Here is an 18,708-nt window from a genome sequence, read left to right on the forward strand (position 1 = left end):
ATGAACGACCTAGACGCACTCGCGAAGCTCGCTCAGGCACTATCCCCATGGCGTGCGCATCTCGTCTTTATCGGGGGATGGGCACATCGAATCCACAGATTCTCTCCAAGGGCCAACAGGCTGGAATACCAACCGATATTCACTCGCGACACTGACTTGGCATTCGCCAACAGAGCGCCAATCGAGGGCGATATCAAGGGAGCCCTTATTGAACATGGTTTCAAGGAACAGTTAGCTGGAGAGCACAAACCGCCAGTGGCGCACTACACCTTGGGTGACGAAAACGGCGGCTTCTACGCCGAATTCCTGACGCCGCTGATCGGTAGCGGAATCAAGCGGGGTGGAGAGCCAGACGCGACCATGACGATGGCGGGCATATCAGCCCAGAAGATTCGTCATCTGGACATCCTCCTCGTTGATCCTTGGCTGATCACTCTGGACCCCCAAAGCGGTATCCCACTACCGTCATCCATGGACGTTCAGGTTGCCAACCCCCTATGCTTCATAGTCCAGAAATTCCTAATCCAAAAAGATCGCCCTGCAGCAAAGAAAGCCCAAGACGTGCTGTATATCTACGATACCATCGAACTTTTCGGGGCGTTACTGGAGGAGTTTCATGAAACATGGAAAAGGACGATTAGCCCGGCTCTGGGTAAAAAACTGAGCAATGACGTGCTGACGTTAAGTAGGACCACATTCTCGAACATCAATGACGTGATTCGAGACGCAGCGCGCATCCCACAGGATCGCAAGCTCACGCCGGAACAGATACAACAGACCAGCCAGCTAGCATTCGAGCTAATTCTTAATGAATAGAGCAATTGTCAATTGGTGATGGTTGAATCGCCCCAGATTCTCTGGACACACATTGGCCCTTCCTGGACTGCCCCGAGTGCGGTAGGCACTTCTGGCCTATGTGTATCAAACGGGAATGTCCAAGAATGTCGGGCTACCTCATGCTTTGGTGTACTGCTTGGGCCGACCTCCGGTCCGGACAGAAACGATGTAGGTTTTTTCCATCTTTGTGCACCGGCGTTAAGTGCTCTGGCCGAGCAAAGGCTTGCTGCTGAACAGGCGGTCCTGGATCGCTTAAAGGGAGATCTTTGCGCCAGCGTCGATGCCTAGGCTCGGAAGCCGCACACTTGAAAGGAAATTATGCAGCTCGATATCGGCGATTACATCGGTCGTTGTACGGGGCTCTTGCGGCGTAACTTTCAGGAGAAAACAATGCGTACATCCAGTACAAGCACCAACATGAAAAACCATGACGGCTTTATTAATATCCCGGTGTCGAAAGAAACACGGCCAGGCTTGCATCAGCTGAAAGAATCTATGGGAGTCGCGAGCCAGGCGGAGGTCATTGAAAAAGCAGTTGCCATTCTTCAGGCGATCCAACAGGCCGCTAAGAAATAACCGAACTCAAAAATTTCCTTTGCGTCGTCATGCAGATGCAATGTAACGACCGCCGCTCAAGCGGTTTCCAACAGCTATGGCACTCCGCGGTTTTTCCGTGTCGTGCCATAGCCGTTGCGAATCCTCATTCGTTTGAAAAGACCACGCTGTGCACGCTGCTATGCAATCCATGCCTCAGTGAGTACCGCCATGCCAATGGCGGCAGCCAATATCGCAATCGACGAATACAACGCCCTTCCCCTTCCCTTCACAACTAACGGCTGACCGGTCGCACGTCCCCGCTGTATCCCTTCGTCACTGCCTACAATCGTCTGCGAAATTGAATCGATTAAGCGTGCCGATAGCAAAACGAGTAGCCCCTGACCAATCAACAGTGCTTGAAGGCCAGGTGCAATGCCGTCTGGTTTGAACAAGCCCGCCGCCATAGCTTCAGAGGCGCCATAGCTGGCAATGACCATCGCCACCCATAGCAACTGGCCGCCACCAAGTGCGGCGACCAGGCGCGCACGGACAATTGACCCTTTTGTGCCAGTGCCCCATGCGAGCATAATTGCGGCAATCGGCAGCAGGACCGGGACAATGAATTTCACGATAGACAAGGTAGGTTGCATCTTCTTTCTCCAATATAGGTAGGTATGTTTTAGGTTCGACGCAAAGAGCACTACGCTCCATGACGTCTGCAAACGATTAGTGCAGCCTTTCGTTACTTCTAATCAGCATTGTGCCCATGCCGAGGGCATGGAACCGGTCTGCCTCATCGTGCAGCCATTGCGCCATGCCATGCAGGTGAACGATTTGCTCGTGCAGGGTTTTGGCACCGTGAACGAGGGATAGCATCACTTCGAAGACATCCATCTGCAGTTGCTGGCGATCTCCATTGACCGTGAAGTCGGACTTCGCAACAAGGTCCCAGGAAGGCTCTGCGCGACTCGACCACTCCACCTCGTCGGCAATCGTGTCCAGCAACGGTGTCTCATCCAACTCCTCATTTTCCATATTCGACTCCCTTCATTTAACGACTGGTCGCATTCACAATAGCCTTGGCCTCGGCCCGACGCTTGGCCAGGTTGGCACGCTCAATATGCTGTTGCATGGCCTCCTCTCCCGTGGCCATGTAAGTCCTCAGGCGGGCAAACAACGCTGCCGGGTCCAGTGTGTTGGCAGCCTCCACCTGTTCAAATGCAGCAATAAGGTCCGGCAGCCTGTCTGATCGTACGACGTTCGCCGGTCCGTCGACAATCTGCGTATGCTCGCCGTGGATAACGACAATTGGCACCAGCTTGTATGGCAATGACAGCTGCTTTTCCAGAACCCTTGCCGAGTTCTTTGCCTGCAACAGCGCATTGCGCATGACGCCTTCCTTCCCGTCCGATCCCGTTGCTTTCCATTCCGTTGCGGTTGCCTCGGCGTGGACGGTGGCATTTCGGTACTTCGTCTCAAGCAGGTAGCAGTTGTGCCCTGTCACGAAAAGATGATCCAGCTCAACGGAGAAATGGCTTTCTCCAGGCGATTTGCTATCAAACACAAGCAACGTACCATGCAGTGCACGCGAACCAGGATAGACAAGACCCAGCGAATCAATCACTGCTTTGACATGTGCTTCAGCTGCATGGCCGGCTGCACGTCGCTTCACATCGGGGTCTTCACTGAGCTTTCCAACCCAATGAATGACGTTGTAGACGAAGGCCGCACCTGCTGCGGTAAAGACCGATGTAAGCATCCAGGCGTAGCGTTCGAACCAGACGCTTTTCGATGGCGCCACAAAGAACAGGCAAAACAATGCGCCGGCATACATGCACAGCACGAGCCCCTTCAGCAGCTTGATATTGTCGGCAGAGTGCACATAGTCCTCTGCTTTTCTGTCAAGCTGCCAGGCTCTGATCAACGGCTCCTTACAAGGATAGCCAACAGCCAACATCGGATAGACGAGAGCAATGTTTATTACAAAGGATGCGATCGTAGCAAGCCACCCGATACCTTTTTCGATACGTTGCTCGGTGGCGTGTTCCTGTTGGCTCATGCGCCCTCCCTATCCTTGCCATGTACACCATTGACCTGCAAAGCCATGCCTGCAGATATCTTTTTAAAGCGATGGATCACATACCGAAATGCAGCAATTAAAGGATTGCTCTTTCGGCGTTCGCACGGCTCGGGCTCATCGGGTTCGCACTGTAGCTTCGCAAGGAAGGCGCGACGCTCCTCCCCGGAATAGTCGAGGCTGAACACATTTTCATTGGTGATGGTTTGCGGGTCAATCATGCTATCTCCTGTATGGACAAGTAAAATCCATCCGCGCTCATGTGATCGTTGTGACCAACTTGAAGCGTGATGTTGATACGAGTCTTGCATACGAAATTCGAGATGCAAGTCGACTTTTCCGTGGAGACCGGAAGCAAGCGGTGTTAGAAGGAGAACCTTTCTATGCGCCGTTTCATGCCAGGAGGCGCTGCCACCAATACGGTCCCATGGGACCCCACACCGCAAATCAAAACGCCGGACAAACAGGAGCTTGTTTCGACGTATTAACTAATGCGGCCTCAGACTGGAAATCAATGAATTCACTGCCACGACGTGGCGCAGGCATGGGAAACAAACGCATCGAATGCCTTTCGGCCGGATGTGCGCCGAGAGCTGGCCCTTGATGAAAGTTGAGCGAGTGTACCGGCCTCGGCTATTTTTGCGCGCGTCTGTTCCTGGCAGCGGCGACCACGTAACCAAGCACTGATTTCGCTTCAAAGTGCCCGAGCAACTCACTGACCTCGGAAGGTGCACGGTTGTTCATGAGTTCGAAAATCGCAAACGTATTGCGCAGTGTGCGCCCACCATGCCTGGTCTTTTGAATCTCAGCGCGTTCGTACGTGTCTCTTGCCATGCGATAGACCGTCATTTTCGATAGTGGCTTGTCGCCGGTACGCGATGCCGGAAAAAGCAGGTCGCCCGGTATCTTCAGCCGTGCACGCGTGTCTAACCAGGCGGTGAGGTCGGGGTCTGCAAATGACCGCAGGAAGGTCTTATGCTTCTTGGAAAGTCCGCCAACCGCTTCGGGCACGATTGTGATGGTGCGGGTGCCGTCAGCGCCCGGAAGACTGACATGGCGTTTTTGAAGGCTCACTATTTCCGCCACCTTTAACCCGGCGCCAAGCATGACAACCAGCATTGCACGGTCGCGCTGCCGCTTCCATTGTGTAGGAGTTGCGCCGACCTCAGGAAGGGCTTTCAGAAACCGGTCTCGCTCGGCAGCATTGAGGAATTCCTTTGGTGCGTCGATCCCCAATGCGCTGCGGCTTCCCTGCATCTGCGCCATGGCAATAAGGGCCGGATTATTGTCGCCGCTTCTTCCGAGGTGCGTATAGGTCCGATACAACAACCGTAAATAGTCCCGGCGCACGCGGCTGCGTTTCTCCCCGCCCTTGCCTTTTCCTTGTCGTTTGTGCGGGGTATTGAGGAAGTCGATGATGTGTGACGCATCCGCATCCAACAAGGGGACGTGTTTCTCGTGAAGCCATTCGATGTACAGCCGGAACATCGTTGTGTATTGATCGACCGTTTGCAATCCCAGGGGATAAAGCTGGCCGGTTTTGTCGCGCGCCGGCGGGCGTGGCCCAAGAGCTTGAAAGCGGGAAGTGATCACGAAGTCAGCGAAGGCGCAAAGTGGATCGCGCTTGAAGCGCGCAGTTTCTCGCTTGAGCTGAGCAGGCGATAGCGGGTCGGTCAATAACGTCACTTACATGTCCTCCGTCACGATAGAGCATTGGCCTAGTATAAATCTGTTATTAAGCATCTATCCGAAAAATTAGAACCGACAATCCTCTAAACATAACCATACCACCCTGAATAAGCATCACTATTGCGCTACGAGCCTCCAACGCTGGGGGCCTTTAGTATGCGGGGCGTTGTAGGTCACCGTCTAGCTCACGCATCTGCGGGAAAGGACGGCAGTTTACGACCATGAGAAGCTTAATAACATAAGGGTTAGGCTGACATCGATCCTGACGGCTTGGCGTTGAGCTTAAAAGGAAGCCGTACACACAAAATGGACAGAGCTGCTGGCGGTCCAGACTTGTGTCCATCTCATTGTCACGGCGTCCTTATAAACGACCTCGGTTGCGGCTAGGCGCGATGATAGTCGTCTTAGATTGAGATGCGACTTCCACCGCGAGGTGGAAGTCGCTGATTGGTGACGATGGAGCGTCGCCTTCCCTTAGCGGAGCGTGCCAACCCAATCGATCTGCCATCCATTTTTTCCAGGATACAAGTTCCTATGCGACTCCACGACGTCGAGAAAACTACCTTGCCGGTGCCTTGCTCTCTATAGGGGTCGAATAAAGGGTTTAGCAAGCGCTCAATCGAATTTTGAGAAAGGTGGCCTTACTGACCAATCGATTCCTCTAAAGTAACGAGCTAAGGTCTGTACGTCCTCATCAGGTAGCGTTCGGGCCTGTCGAATGGAATGAGTTAGATTCAACTGGTGTGAAAGCACTACATGTGCCAGAACGCGCATCAATAGGGAAAAGGCTTGCCCGCGATATTTGCACCCCGTGGCATCGGCAAACACCTTATATAGTTCAACATCGGCAGGCGTTGCATATAAGTTCAACATCAGCTTTTTCTCGCTTGCCTTTTTTATTGGAAGTCCCTCTGGAGCGAACAATTCAGGAAGCCGTTTCTTCAACGCGGTCCGCACAGCTTTAAGGTAATAAATTGATAGCTTATGTCCATGGCGGATACAAACCTTCTCAATATCCAAATAGCGTGGGCTCTTTATGTCCGAATGGGCTTTGTAATGGGCCACCAACAAATCGAGAATATGTTTGAACGCTTCGTGCGATAGACGGCAGCGTTCATCGGGAAAAAGCTCTGGCGCACATTCCTTGAATGCTTTTCTCGCCTGCTTGGCATAATACACGCTACCTACATATCCGAACTTTTCGAAGTTACTAATGATTCCCTTTATTGAAGGGGGATTTTGTTCAGGGTGAGCCTTGTAATGCTTGAGCAAGCATTCTAATAATTCATCTGGTACCTTTTTTGTTATACGAATGCGCTCTACAGAATTGACCTCTTCGGCCGGCTCGCTAGGTGTTGTTTCCAGAACGTCGGTGTTACAGATGTTAGTCATACCTTCTCAATCATATCGTTGCATAGTGTCGATGGTATCTAAGAGAACATTGGGTTTGCAAACGCGTGGAATACATGGATTGCGTGATCAATTTAACCGCCCCCAAACATTTTCGTCATGTTTAGATTGAGCATTTCCTTCACACAGGTCAATGCGACTCGCATTGAGGCTTCGGGCCAACCCTTATCCGTAGAAGTGAGTCAGGCAACTGAAGATTAAAACCGATGGCGTTTAGGCATGCATCGTGCATTTGCGCTAAAGGTACGATCTCCCCTATCGAGCGCTCTATTTTCCCGTTGCCGTGCCCCTCAGATTCAAAGTGTACTGGCACGACGTAAGTTTACGTAAATCGGACCCGGACAACCTTTTGCATCCTCTAGCAGGTCTGAAGCGAACATGGAAAAGATGATGCCATGGGGGTCTAGTACTGCAGCAAGGTTAGGTCGACATCTTGTTGGTAAACATATGGCCGCCAACGGGATCAGTCCACATCGTTTGAATCCTTAATCTATTTCCAAATTTCTTCGAGCCTGATTGGAAGGTGATGCCGTTTGGACTCCATGGCACTGCTTACTTTAAAATTTTACATCGAACAAGCGGACATGATGTCCGCTTTTGATTTTATCTAAGTATTTGATTCTAAATTCAGACATTCTGCCCATCCAATCGTTTGGCAAGCACCTTTACCCTCTTCGGTTTCGGATTTTCGTATAAATTCGATAATGGAATAATTCCCATTAACATTGGCGCACTGACCTTTACCCAAAGACCAACAGACTGAGAATCTGACTTACTTATCCTCCTTTCGGAAAGCGCGACAGCAACCACGTAGGTACGTAAATGTAGCCGTGACGGCAGCGGCGCATGGACTTGGTTCGCCGATGACGCCAAAGTTGTGGCCCAACCTTTTAGGGGCGGTTCATTTTTAGCGGAGACTACTTGGGCAACTGAAGCGACACCGAAGGGCCACAAGGGGCGGCAGAATTAGCCAATGGAGTTCAAGAAGCAGCTGGCATAAGCGGCCTGCCAGCTTTGTGAGTCCGTAGTCTAATTGGCGCAGCAGCGCGGCCTCAACGCCAACTTACTGTTCAAGTGTTGGCGCCGGTATCGGCGCCGGGCAAATTGGTACCCCGATGCAGCTCGCGGCACTTTTGCCAGCGAAGCTGACCGACAAGCAGACGACGGTGACGGATGCATCAGTCCAGTTTGCACAATTCCACCGAATTACCGATGTCCAAAGCTGCAAACGGCGTCACGGTAACAGATCAGGGACCCCGTTAACCAAGAAAGCTGCTGATGTCGGCTAACATGCTGTCGTCAATCTCAAAGTTATCACCCTCTTCTTGCACACGAGATTCACAGGTCTTCTGAGAGCGGTCGGTTCCTATTGTGGCATTTGAGTCACTTGCTTGATTAGGAGAGGGTCCGGTAGCCAGCTGCCGGTTTGGTGTCACCTGATTATCACCGTGCAAAAGGCGCCCCGCTCCTTTATAGCTGTCCTGGCTTTGAATAAGAGCATCCGGCACGCTGGCAAAACCGGAAATGCTTCCTTGAGTAGGCTGGCCTACCTTCGACCCACCCGTCTTTTTCTTACTGGCGAGCTCCGCGAGAAACACTTCGATTGTACTCTCCAATGTTCCCTCCTTCTTTTGCCTCAGGAACCACTGATAAAGAACAGATCTTATCAAAGGAGACTCTGCCCCATGAGGAAGCGAACCCAGGACTTTTAGAAGGCCCGGATAATCGCTGTCCTTTATTAAAAACTGGATCCGGCGTTCGACCTCATCAGGATCATAGACACGTATTATTTTAGGCATTGGTTTCCACCACAGACTTATTCTTTCTCGACTCTTGCAAAAAATATCCTTTTGCAAACCGCAAGTATCCTTCGGCAACCGCCATACGAGGTTCCTCAAGAAGCACAACGTTGCGCAAAGACTTTTTCAGATGATCGTACAGGAGGCTCGCTCCACCCCCAGCTAGTAGAATTCCGTCCAAGTCATCCATCTCTTTGGAGAAATTACTCTTCGCCAGGTTTGTAATCTCATATGCGACGTATGCAATTGCTTCGCTGACAAAATTAGAGATGTCGACATCGATTCCATTTTTCCGTGCCGTTTTGGTGGCCAAGGATGTTTGGCACTTCAGTGGCGTCTGATTGGTGAATTGCTGCTTCGTCAAAATACTTTTGAGTCGGTCGGCAGCACCATTCATTCCACCGCATGAACTCGCTTTCGAATCAATATTTCGCCCTTCTCGAATGAACAAGAAGTCTGAGGTGTAGTGACCAATTTCAATCACAGCCCAACTACGCTTGGCTCCATTCTCTCGATATCCTCGTTCTCTAATTGGCACGCCGCGCTCGTCCATTACATATGAGAAATAGGCCCCCATTGGCTGACTCAGTGCGATAACCTTTCCAGGTAGGATGCTTGAAGTAACCTCTTCCAATTTGTATCGTTGTACTTCAAACAGATCTGCTGGTGTACCGACCACAATCAATGGATCGTAAAGACCGGGCACGCCCAGATGCGCGAGGCGTTTAACTACGGCCAGACACAGGGCACGATATTCGGTGTCAAAGATCCATTGATCTGACAGGCCGGTGGTCATGGTCGCGCCAGAAATAATACGCGCCGTTTCACCACAAAACAGTTTTACGCCGTCTACATCTACAGTCTCAATCTCGGCTTCCTTGGCATCCAATGCAGATGACACGGATTCCGCTTTTGCCACGATTGACGGAATTACGATCGGATACTTCTTTCCGTCTGCAAAAGCGACAGCTTTGATAGCGCTGCGCCCAGCATCAAGAGCGATAATGGTACGGTCAGACATAGCTTCCTTTTAAGTCATGTTGTTTAAAAAGGCGATGTAATTGAGCAGCGAGGTGGGACTCTCACAACTTATCGCTCATCGCTCTTCGCTCGTCGCTCATTACTTTTTTGAGCGTCGGCAAAGCAAAATAACAGGGCTGCGAGGGTTATTTCTGGAAAGTGATGAGCAAAAAATCGAACTATTTAAATCGACCAGATTTTTTCTGGCAAAGTGTTGCGGTCTGCCGAATTTTGCGCATATACTTCCTTACACCGCTACGCGGGACGCTTCACCCGAATCTTTAGACGTACACATTCAAAACGCGGTCACTAAAATCTGCGGCATGGCTACGCGCCATTCCACAGTTTTTACCAGGCCGGCTACCGGCATCGCTTCACCCATATGGGCACACGCCCTTCTCGAAATAGCCCATCTGGGCTTCAATCTGCTTCGCCTGTAATCTCTTCTCCTAAGCTTGTTTAGTCAGGCGATGGATTTGGATGCATCTTTTTTTTCCGAGGATGAGTCTGGATTGAGAGACAGAGTGGGACGCAAATCAAGTGCTCATGCGGGTTACCTCGCAACTTGAGTAGTAATGTTGAGGACATATCAGGAAAACTCATTGAGTTTTCGCTGTCTTGTGTGCCCGAACGGGCGATGAATGCATCGGAATCAACGCCGACTGCATAAGCCAATCACACGACCACCATAGACGACCGCTCGTTGCGGGTTGGGTTGTACTCCAGGCATTGAGACCTGGCCGGCACCCAACAGACTCTTCGCAGGTAAGCCTGCGTCTACAACAATTCGGGTGCCCGCGCCACCCAACCGATCCCAGGATTACTGGATAGGACGCGCGGCGAGAGAAACCTCGTGAACGTTCAGCGCCTGTCAGCGATAAGACAGGTAACCGTGCTCCGAAAGGGCACGGCGTTTGAGTGCGGAAGCTTGGGGCGCATCAAACGAAACACTCGATACTTAAGTACTTCCCAAGAGTTTCAGTAATACCTACGCGTTGCGCGCCGCGTTCCTTCACCACGATGTCGTACTAGACGAAAGCGGTCTCATCGTTAGGAGACCGTGGTGAAGGAAAACCGTAAACATTCATTCAGGGAGCGATGATGGAAGGCTGGAAGAAGGAACTTTATGCAGTAACGGCAAACATGAAGCGTGAGAACGGTGGCACACCCTCGCACGCGACGATTGAAGCGACGCGAAAAGCCGGTTGTTGTTACATCAGGACGGCACATGACTTGGGCTACAAGGTCGAGAAACTCGCGAACTTTCGACACACGCACATAGTGGCAGCGGTTCGCCACCGATTCTTTAAGCTGAAGCGGGCTCCTGTAACACTCACCAATGATCTTTCCCGTCTTAAAGCCATAGCGAAGCTCATCGGTAAGCCAAATCTCATCCTTTCGCTTAGGGATTACCTTCCCGAGGTAGATCCGGCTGACCTGGTTGTTACGACAGCTGCCGACGAAAGCAAGGGTTGGACAGCGAACGGAGTAGACATCGCGGCCTGGATCGACAAAGCGGATCGGAAGGACAGGATGCTTGGGCTCATGCTCCGCTTTGCCTTAGGGTTCGGTATGCGTGGCCGGGAACTCTTGCATTGCCGGCCGTCGCACGCGGATCATGGGACCTACTTGCGCGTCTTTGAAGGCGAAGCAAAAGGCGGGAAGTCTCGCAACATTGCTGTCGAAACTGACCTGCAAAGAAACTTGCTCGACTTCGGGAAATCGCAAGTTGGCAAGAACGACCATTTCGGGTGGGAATACGATTCAAGAGGCAAGCCTTCCAACTTGAAGAAGAACCTTAAACGCTATCACAACACACTTAATCGAATGGGCATTACTAAGAAGAAGTTGGGAGTGACTCCCCACGGCCTTCGAGCCCAGTACGCAGAAAGCGCAGCATTGCGCCAATGTTTCATACCAGCAACATTAGGCGGCAAGTCGTCCCACCTATCCGCAGAGGATTTGAAGTTCAGCCGAACCAAAGTATCGCTCTCTTTGGGCCATAACCGCGACGATATCACTAGGGCCTATTACGGTCGACTGATCCGGGAACATAGTGTTGACGACAGCGGTGAGTTTAAACGAGCAATATTAGAAGCTGTTGCCGTTCTCAGTGTAAATCCAAAAGAACAGGAGATTCCTAAAGACCGCATCGAGGACGTTATAACACTGACCGGCCTCTTGTTGATGGAGGACGGCATTGCGTTACTTCCGACTTACGCCTATCAACTGTGGCAAATGCATAGCAGTAGGTTCGCCGTCGAATGGGCACCTCTTGAATCTGGTATCCGTCAGTCGCTCCAAGTAGCCGCACGCCAAATTGTCATTAATGACGCTCGAACGACAAAGTAACTTTATCCACCGAAAGGAAAGCAATGTACGAGAAAGAAAATATACTGGATGGCTGCATGATTGACCTGGTTGGCAAGCAGGTGCCCTTCCCCGTCGGGTCGAAGGCTGACCGTATCATGCATTCCGAGGAGACAAATAATTGTTCTCGGGAATACGACAAAGAGCTCGTTGGTTACCAATTTAGTTGGGGACCCATGGCTGAAGCGTTCACACCCGCGAACGAATCTAAGGATGCTGGAAGCGATGAACGCAAGGAGTGCCTGAGTTTCGAAATCATCCCGAAAATTCTTCTTAGGCGGTGTCCGCTTCCGAACCGTCTCAGCGTCGTCCTTTTAATCCTGTACCGCGAGCATCCTCTATGTAATGAAGATTTCGACGTCACCGTTGGAAGCAGTAGCATGGGTCTATTGCAATTGAGCGCAACCGGTAAGGAGCCCGTTACAGATTTGCGGCTGTTCATGTGCCATGTGTTTCTCCCCACCGTTCTTCCTAACCTTCTTGCATGTCTTGAAGGGTTAATCGAAGTCCGCGATGCTAACCCAAAACTGTTCGACGAAATTTGCCGGAAGGCGAAGGAGCTTGAATCGAAACCACTGAAGTTCCATAGGGGCTCGAATATTTTGTATGACGCCATTGCTACGGCTTCCTAATCCATTAATGGTTTTAAACACTGCGCTGTTAGGCGCCAACAACTTGGAGGCAATCATGTCCTGCAACGAAAACAATACACCGCTATCATTCAAATCCGTTGAATCGACCGTATCGGCCTCTCTGGGCCATAGCCGTCCATCGGTTACAGATCAGTACTCCATTCCCCCAACAAACAGGACCGATCTACTTTAGGTCATGTGCGGGAGAACATAGCGTAGAAGTAGTATGGCTTTCGGCATCCGTTCAGCCCAACAGGTCACTAACGAGTGATAATCAGGAAGAGCCGGCACTGGCTTTTCCTGTTCCTTTTTAGCAAAGCCGAAGCAACGCCCACTGTATAAAGCGTGGATTTAGATGCGATCCCCTCAATCCGATCAGGAAGCTGAAGTCACCATCACATGATGAAGACTTCAGTCGATTAACCGGCTAGGGTGTATAGCGAACTTCATTCACGAAAAAGCGAATTTAGATTGGGCTCCTATCCTGTAATCCAGAAGGCGGTCGACAGTTGCATGAACTCCACGAGTCCCAATAGCGAAAGGTCTACGCAGGATTTGGGTCCCGGATCAGCTCAAAAGCAAGACCAACGTCGCGATCGTCGGGTTGGTGTCGTTCGCCAGTGTATGGACTTGTGCACTAGTGCCGGCTCACAACCCAATTCATCTAAAAGCATCTACCCAGGGGCTGCGTCGGCTGGTAAGTAAAGCTTCACTTTACCCAGATACGAACATGAAGACGACAGGCTCTCGACCTGTCGCTCGCTTCGGCCACCCAAGCAGATTATTTGGCGACGTTGACCACCAGTTCCTCGAGGGCTGGCGCTGCTTTAAAGTTCACTGTCTTGCTGACCTTGATCTTGATTGTCTCGCCGCATGCTGGTGGTGCAATCATGGACGACATAAGGGCAGGCCAGACACCACTCCCGGTCACCTTACCTACGGCTCGTAGGGTCAAGTACTTGATGCGCAAAACATCGCATGTATCTGGAATCCGTAACGTGAGGTTTAATGCAAGTCCGTTTGTTTATGGGCAGTGTTCTACAGCGCAGATGGATGCTGCAACAGACGTGACAAGCCGGTCTTCTTTCCGACTGCAGAAGCGCTCGTGACTGTCGTCGACGGTTGATACGACGTTTCAATGATTTTGTATGGGCGGCCAGACGAACTGACGCCGCTCGGGAGGACGTGGACTAAGCGAAGCATCATGTCTTGATCCCAACGCATAGCAAGATATTTGGGACAGTAAATAGCCAGATCGCCATTGGTCAGGAACGCATCCTGATTGCCATGACAAGGCTAATACTTCCCGACGGCACGTGGATTTCGCTTGGCGGCACCTCGGCCGCTGACATGATTGGACAAGGAGGAGGCGTCGCGAACGTCGATATCCACTTCTTCAAAATGTTTGGCTCCAGCCTTATTGTCGACGCTGTCTCGCTTCTCCTGCCCAAAAAGGATCGCCGGATTTCCACCTCTTCGACAGCTTCCGGAGTGAAGACCGGAGGGTCAATTATTGGACTGGCGCTGAACGATACCGTGAAGACTTTGATGGAGCGAAACAAATATATTGCTCCTACTCTGACCATACCGCCGGGGGAGGAATTTCTATTCATGGCGGCGCATGATATGGCGATGATTCCCTACAGACCAAGATAAAACTTGCTTAGATTTGCCAAAAGATGTGCACATAAATTGCACTTCCTAATACCATATCTATATTTAAAACAATGACTTACGGGAAGTTTTTAGCGGACACCATGTCCGTTCTTTCTCCTCCGAACGGACCTTGCGGCGCTTATTGCAGGCGTCCCTCACGTGTCCATTCGTCTATCCACCGTTTGATGCGATTCGCATACGCGTCCCGTAAATGTGGCGTTTCGCTATGGTAGACGCCTACCGCCGTCCATGTATTTCCGTACTTGCGCACCTTTGTCGCATACAGCCACGCGCCGACATACACCGAAGTACAAGCATCGAGAAGATCGTCGCGTCGGATGCCATATTTGTGCAAAGCTTCAAAGTGGACGCTGTTGGCCTGCGTTGCACCTACGTCTTCCGTGCCATTGGAACTACGCCTCGTGGCCTTGGCGTTACCGCAAGACTCACCGCTGGTAATCGCTCGGATAATCGCAAGCACCCGCCGCTCCCTTCACTTCTTATAACGATGCAAGAAGTGGTAGCAACGACGAAGATGCGTTCGCGGATCGAACGAGATTATGAGGAACTGAAACAGGAATTTGGATTAGGGCATTATTAAGGACGTGGCTGGCTTGGCTTCCATCATCATGCAACGCTGTGCATTGCGGCTTATGGCTTTCTATTGGCGCCTCGACTGCGCCCAAAAAAGCCTGGCAACGCCCGCTACCTTCCTTACCCGAAAGTTACCGCCGGCGCGAGGCCAGTGCGCGCGCAACGGCATGTCCCTGATTCCATCCGGTCGCTGCGGTTAACCTTGATCGTGGGCTTGGTCAAACATCTCAGGATTTGTCCGTGCTGTGGATTTACCGAATTCCTGAGAATGGTTTATAACAAACGTTAAACGATGACGCAGTCGACTTATTACACTCACCGCAGTTACTCATTGCGAGTGATCATCCCAAAAAAGGATTTCGCACGGTAAGCTGGCGCTCGAAAACTTGCCCATCCTGCAGATCCTCGGAGTACAAAGTAGAGCATCCCGCCGACAAGGCAGAGGCCACGACAAGCGAATCGTAGAATGAAATACGATAGCGCTCTGCCACATTCATGGCGCGTTCATTGGTTTCCGCTGTCAACGGTTCGACAGGACAAACTACGCGGATCTGTTGAAGGATCTCGCGAATCTCCGGCCAGGAAATTTTCAGTTTTCGCGAGGCGACTGAAGCAAATTCATTGAGTACCTGCGAGCTGATCGCACCGCCAATAGCAAGCAGCTCTTCTGCTCGGTCTGCTTTCGTCGCGTCGGCCGACAACAAGTACAAAATAACGTTAGTGTCGAAGAACGCTTCAGCCCCGCTCATTCGCATCGTCCCGACTGAATTTGAAATCTTCTGGCATGCGACCGCGGTATTTCCTCAGCTTCGCTAACAGCTCCCGTGTCCCTGGCGCTTTTTCGACTGCAAAATCCCGCTCACCAAGCACATGAATGTCAATGTTGTCGCCAGGCTTCAGGTCGAGGGCTTCTACGACGGTAGTAGGGAGGCGGACCGCCAGACTGTTTCCCCATTTAGCAACCTGCATCTTTCCCTCCAAAGATATACATATGAATATGTATATCTTACCCTTCCTCGGGAGACTGCGCAAACTGGTGGAACTCCAGCCGGTTCGCATTCTGACGTTGACTAAAATGGTATTTGGGCAATGTGACGCTATAGGTTGAATGCCTGGATTTGGAAAACTAGTTTCGGCAGATAGAGGTGGTAGCTTCTACAAGGGCGCGATTTGTGTCCTTAATAGGAGCCCGTTCGTCCAGGTTAATCCAATATCGCCTGGACTTGCCCTGCCCTGTCGTGACGACCAAGCTTCACCGGGCGAATGTTCGAATACCCGATGGGGAAAAGGCAGCCTGCCAGCAGAACAGTCTCTCTCTTGTCACCGGTTGTTCCCAATGCCTGGATGCGTCGCCCATAGCGTCCAGCAAACCCTCGACATTTCTGTTGACTGGACCAGCAGGAGGGTTGCCATCCCTACTCGACGTGCCACTGGAGATTTAACAGCATCGAGATTGACCTTTTCACCTTCAATGGCGAATGTAGCAATCGCCTCGGATACCCAGACTTCGTTCTCGACTGCCGGAAGTGCAGCCAGACCGAGCGTTTGCACTTTCCCAAGGAGGATACCTTGCGTTCGTCGTGCTTCGATCAGAGCCGAAAGGAGATGTCCGGCGTTGTAGCGAAACGCTGGCCATTGATGCTGTTGCCAAATGTATTGAGGTGAATGATGCATGAATACAGATCATTTATTGAGGTGGAATTTGTGAACATTAAGTATTCGCCTCACTATTTGATGCGAATTACACTTTTTACACCTCACGATGATAGTGACGAAGTTAATAAAGCCAATTTAGTTCTTACCGGAATTACATTCTGCCCGCAGCCATGGACGAGCTTTTGAAGAACCGAAGCTTGCCAGTGAAAGAGACACCTCAAACGGATCTCGCTGTACCAAAGTTTCTGGATCCACTTCAGTTCGTGGGCAGGTCCGTTAATACCGGAGGTTGGATAGCACAAACGTCTGACCGAGCAGGAACCGGGAAAGACTCGTTCAGTCGTCAATTCACGCGGTTACTCATCAGCCCCTCACACTGCGTCAGCCTTCTGAGGTTTCTAGGAATGAGACGTATTCCTAGAACGATTTCTAAGGTAATTTATCAACGCCATGGTCCCAGGTACGGCGAGGTCGTATGCCTAGCGTCTGTCGAATGGTCGTCCTGCATGCCTCGACATTGGTCGGCACCCTACCCTGCTCTATTTCCCTTTGTAGCTTCACTTCTGCGTGGGCTAGAGATTGCTGCACCCTACCGTAAGATATTGATTGCGGTGTTCGAAACGGCACGGATGATTCAACTTCACGGACCGGAAATCGGTAGACCTTGGCTAAGGGCGCTACTTCTGCAGTGGCTATATCCAATGGCGACAACGGGAGACGTTCCTGTCTTGGCGCCTTGGCCTGCAGGTCGAGCGCTTCAGTGAAGTCGTACCCGCCCTCCTCCATCCGATCCAGGGTCTCCTTCAAGACGCCCAGGCTGATGACAGGTCTTGTAAGGTGTGCGAAATGCAGTGCGTACGCAACCAGCTGTGGACTACCGATCACGGTTGCGCGCTCGCGTAACCGTGTACGATGCCGCCGGGTCTTGATCAGGCCTGCCAGGGAGGGTGGCCACGACGTACCATCGTCGTCGGTCCACCAGCCGGTTGAGTTCATGGTAGAAGGCATGGTGTCACTCAGTGGATGCATGCCATTACGCATAAGTTGCCTCTTAGCAGCATATTCGACCCTCGAAAATTCAAAGTAATCAACTGGGATAGGTTTATCGTTTTCATGCTCGCCTGGCTGAGGAGCAGGCATCACACATACCGAGATGTTGCATCACTGGGTTGTACGAACGAGAACGCACCACGCAATATCGCCTTTGCAGCGTGTAGGTTCACCGGAACCAGAGAACCTGATGTCTCGATGTAGTCACAGTCATCCGGGTTCGACGCTACACGGAAGACGCCCACGTACTCACCTTTTTTCCGGACTTCGAGGCCGTCGCAGGTCTGGCGTAAGCGCTGCAGCAGGTTCTTCGCATCGCTGAGTTCTTCAGCCTGAGCATGGTCGGTTCGAGCCTTCTTGGCCACGTAGGCAAAGTCGATGTCCTCGCCGATCAATTCAACCAAGTAGGCATACAGCGATCTGCCAGTCAGGTCCAATGTGGCGATACGATTTGCCCGATAGGCAAAGATGTCGGACATCCATTTCCCGGCTGCGCTGGCCAGCTTCATCAACCGGAAGATGGTCGGAATGGTGAGATGGCGATCAAGCAGGGGAAGGAGATCAACCGGCAGTTTTGTCACTGGATCAAACTCGTTTTTGGTGGCAGCGGTTTTTGCTTCCGGCTTCCCGTCAGGGAATGTGTTCTTCGAAGAAGATTGTGGTTTTACTTCCTTGGTATGTTCTTTATCTATATATATACCGTCTCTCATTTTGAGACTCGGCTGCTTGTGAATAACTTCTTCGAGGTTCAGCAACAGCAGTGCCTTGCGAGTGAGTTGGATCGGCGCGAGCCAGAACTTGCCTGCGTTGGCGCCGGTAGCGACAGACTTGTGGCGCTGGGGGAGACGGACGATGTACTCACGTGCCTCTAGTTCGGCCAGATCGCGGTGCAGGGTAGGGAGGGACACGCCGGCTTCTATCGCGAGTGTTTCGCGGGCAGGGAAGATGGCAGCCCGGGTCTTCAGGTTATAGAAGGCCAGGATTGCGTGGAGCGCACGGCGACCACCCTTTCGCAGATCCATGCAGTTGTGCGGGTGCTTTGTCGCAGCCTGGGCATTGATGATTGCTTTTGGCAAGACCCGGCCTTGCACGGCGACTGGTCGAGACGTGAACGTGTCAGCTACTTCAGTGGATTGAGTCTGTAAATCTTCAGGGTGCACGGTATCGCTCCGCTGCTCGCAAACGAGCGCAAAGGTCCAAGGGCACACACTTGAGGGAAGGGCAGGGCGAGTTATACCCCGATGCGGTCGTGAATTTCACAAAAACATCCCTAAGCGTGCAAGAAAATGGCTGTGGCGTCTTGCACTGCGGAGGACTTAGGGATAGACTCAGATCTGTCAGCGATTGAGAGTCACCTTCCCTAGGTCTCCGATTGCAGCTG

General features: G+C 51.6%; 20 protein-coding genes and 1 pseudogene. 7 read left to right on the forward strand and 14 right to left on the reverse strand.

Annotated elements, in window-relative coordinates; genetic code table 11:
- Together ACFQUU_RS25155 and ACFQUU_RS25160 are read left to right on the forward strand one after the other, a co-directional pair.
- Nucleotides 1-816 carry a GSU2403 family nucleotidyltransferase fold protein gene (locus ACFQUU_RS25155; protein WP_382250866.1) on the forward strand — a complete coding sequence of 272 codons (816 nt, stop codon included), beginning with the start codon at nucleotides 1-3 and terminating at the stop codon, nucleotides 814-816.
- Between the two features lie 339 nt (nucleotides 817-1,155).
- Nucleotides 1,156-1,413, forward strand: a complete 258-nt coding sequence (locus tag ACFQUU_RS25160) for a hypothetical protein (RefSeq protein ID WP_382250867.1) — start codon at nucleotides 1,156-1,158, stop codon at nucleotides 1,411-1,413.
- A 158-nt stretch (nucleotides 1,414-1,571) separates the two neighbouring features.
- On the opposite strand, the gene ACFQUU_RS25165 is transcribed toward ACFQUU_RS25160, so the two are convergent.
- The 8 genes from ACFQUU_RS25165 to ACFQUU_RS25200 form a co-directional block, all read right to left on the reverse strand.
- Nucleotides 1,572-2,024, reverse strand: coding sequence for a hypothetical protein (locus tag ACFQUU_RS25165; RefSeq protein WP_382250868.1), 453 nt, complete (start codon nucleotides 2,022-2,024; stop codon nucleotides 1,572-1,574).
- A 76-nt stretch (nucleotides 2,025-2,100) separates the two neighbouring features.
- Nucleotides 2,101-2,409 carry a hypothetical protein gene (locus ACFQUU_RS25170; RefSeq protein WP_382250869.1) on the reverse strand — a complete coding sequence of 103 codons (309 nt, stop codon included), beginning with the start codon at nucleotides 2,407-2,409 and terminating at the stop codon, nucleotides 2,101-2,103.
- A 16-nt stretch (nucleotides 2,410-2,425) separates the two neighbouring features.
- Complete coding sequence (locus ACFQUU_RS25175; protein ID WP_382250870.1) at nucleotides 2,426-3,433, reverse strand: nuclease-related domain-containing protein; 1,008 nt, start codon at nucleotides 3,431-3,433, stop codon at nucleotides 2,426-2,428.
- On the reverse strand, nucleotides 3,430-3,672 hold the full coding sequence (locus ACFQUU_RS25180; RefSeq protein WP_382250871.1) for a hypothetical protein: 243 nt from the start codon (nucleotides 3,670-3,672) through the stop codon (nucleotides 3,430-3,432). The genes ACFQUU_RS25175 and ACFQUU_RS25180 overlap by 4 nt, the downstream gene beginning before the upstream one ends.
- A gap of 412 nt (nucleotides 3,673-4,084) precedes the next feature.
- Nucleotides 4,085-5,137, reverse strand: coding sequence for a tyrosine recombinase XerC (gene xerC, locus ACFQUU_RS25185; RefSeq protein ID WP_382250872.1), 1,053 nt, complete (start codon nucleotides 5,135-5,137; stop codon nucleotides 4,085-4,087).
- Between the two features lie 618 nt (nucleotides 5,138-5,755).
- Complete coding sequence (locus tag ACFQUU_RS25190; RefSeq protein WP_382250873.1) at nucleotides 5,756-6,532, reverse strand: hypothetical protein; 777 nt, start codon at nucleotides 6,530-6,532, stop codon at nucleotides 5,756-5,758.
- 1,277 nt (nucleotides 6,533-7,809) lie between these two features.
- The gene (locus tag ACFQUU_RS25195) at nucleotides 7,810-8,349 is read right to left on the reverse strand and encodes a hypothetical protein (protein WP_382250874.1); all 540 of its coding nucleotides are present in this window, start codon (nucleotides 8,347-8,349) and stop codon (nucleotides 7,810-7,812) included.
- Nucleotides 8,342-9,370, reverse strand: coding sequence for a hypothetical protein (locus ACFQUU_RS25200; RefSeq protein WP_382250875.1), 1,029 nt, complete (start codon nucleotides 9,368-9,370; stop codon nucleotides 8,342-8,344). Before ACFQUU_RS25200 ends, ACFQUU_RS25195 begins: the two co-directional genes overlap by 8 nt.
- A 40-nt stretch (nucleotides 9,371-9,410) precedes the next feature.
- On the opposite strand from ACFQUU_RS25200, the gene ACFQUU_RS25205 reads away from it, so the two are divergent.
- The 4 genes from ACFQUU_RS25205 (at nucleotide 9,411) to ACFQUU_RS25220 (ending at nucleotide 14,027) form a co-directional block, all read left to right on the forward strand.
- Nucleotides 9,411-9,809 carry a hypothetical protein gene (locus ACFQUU_RS25205; RefSeq protein ID WP_382250876.1) on the forward strand — a complete coding sequence of 133 codons (399 nt, stop codon included), beginning with the start codon at nucleotides 9,411-9,413 and terminating at the stop codon, nucleotides 9,807-9,809.
- Nucleotides 9,810-10,467: 658 nt separating this feature from the next.
- Complete coding sequence (locus tag ACFQUU_RS25210; RefSeq protein ID WP_382250877.1) at nucleotides 10,468-11,721, forward strand: hypothetical protein; 1,254 nt, start codon at nucleotides 10,468-10,470, stop codon at nucleotides 11,719-11,721.
- A gap of 23 nt (nucleotides 11,722-11,744) precedes the next feature.
- The gene (locus tag ACFQUU_RS25215) at nucleotides 11,745-12,371 is read left to right on the forward strand and encodes a hypothetical protein (protein WP_382250878.1); all 627 of its coding nucleotides are present in this window, start codon (nucleotides 11,745-11,747) and stop codon (nucleotides 12,369-12,371) included.
- 1,209 nt (nucleotides 12,372-13,580) lie between these two features.
- Nucleotides 13,581-14,027, forward strand: a complete 447-nt coding sequence (locus ACFQUU_RS25220; RefSeq protein ID WP_382250879.1) for a TrbI/VirB10 family protein — start codon at nucleotides 13,581-13,583, stop codon at nucleotides 14,025-14,027.
- Between the two features lie 139 nt (nucleotides 14,028-14,166).
- Here ACFQUU_RS25220 and ACFQUU_RS25225 read toward each other — a convergent pair whose 3' ends face one another.
- Nucleotides 14,167-14,508, reverse strand: a complete 342-nt coding sequence (locus ACFQUU_RS25225; protein WP_382250880.1) for a lytic transglycosylase domain-containing protein — start codon at nucleotides 14,506-14,508, stop codon at nucleotides 14,167-14,169.
- 39 nt (nucleotides 14,509-14,547) lie between these two features.
- Here ACFQUU_RS25225 and ACFQUU_RS25230 point away from each other — a divergent pair.
- A pseudogene (locus ACFQUU_RS25230) lies at nucleotides 14,548-14,798 on the forward strand (IS701 family transposase); the annotation flags it as partial.
- A 164-nt stretch (nucleotides 14,799-14,962) separates the two neighbouring features.
- Here ACFQUU_RS25230 and ACFQUU_RS25235 read toward each other — a convergent pair.
- From ACFQUU_RS25235 to ACFQUU_RS25255, 5 genes are all read right to left on the reverse strand, one after another.
- On the reverse strand, nucleotides 14,963-15,370 hold the full coding sequence (locus ACFQUU_RS25235; RefSeq protein WP_382250881.1) for a PIN domain-containing protein: 408 nt from the start codon (nucleotides 15,368-15,370) through the stop codon (nucleotides 14,963-14,965).
- Nucleotides 15,357-15,590: an AbrB/MazE/SpoVT family DNA-binding domain-containing protein gene (locus ACFQUU_RS25240; RefSeq protein ID WP_382250882.1), complete on the reverse strand. Its 234-nt coding sequence runs from the start codon at nucleotides 15,588-15,590 to the stop codon at nucleotides 15,357-15,359. Before ACFQUU_RS25240 ends, ACFQUU_RS25235 begins: the two co-directional genes overlap by 14 nt.
- A gap of 351 nt (nucleotides 15,591-15,941) precedes the next feature.
- A complete protein-coding gene (locus ACFQUU_RS25245) occupies nucleotides 15,942-16,295 on the reverse strand; it encodes a DUF4172 domain-containing protein (RefSeq protein WP_382250883.1) in 354 nt (117 codons plus the stop codon).
- Between the two features lie 411 nt (nucleotides 16,296-16,706).
- Nucleotides 16,707-17,285, reverse strand: coding sequence for a hypothetical protein (locus tag ACFQUU_RS25250; protein WP_382250884.1), 579 nt, complete (start codon nucleotides 17,283-17,285; stop codon nucleotides 16,707-16,709).
- 131 nt (nucleotides 17,286-17,416) lie between these two features.
- Nucleotides 17,417-18,487 (reverse strand): hypothetical protein, encoded by a 1,071-nt coding sequence (locus ACFQUU_RS25255; RefSeq protein WP_382250885.1) that lies wholly within the window; start codon nucleotides 18,485-18,487, stop codon nucleotides 17,417-17,419.
- Between the last annotated feature and the right edge of the window lie 221 nt (nucleotides 18,488-18,708).

It is taken from the genome of Herbaspirillum sp. GCM10030257 (assembly GCF_042666555.1).
Taxonomy (GTDB): domain Bacteria; phylum Pseudomonadota; class Gammaproteobacteria; order Burkholderiales; family Burkholderiaceae_D; genus Noviherbaspirillum.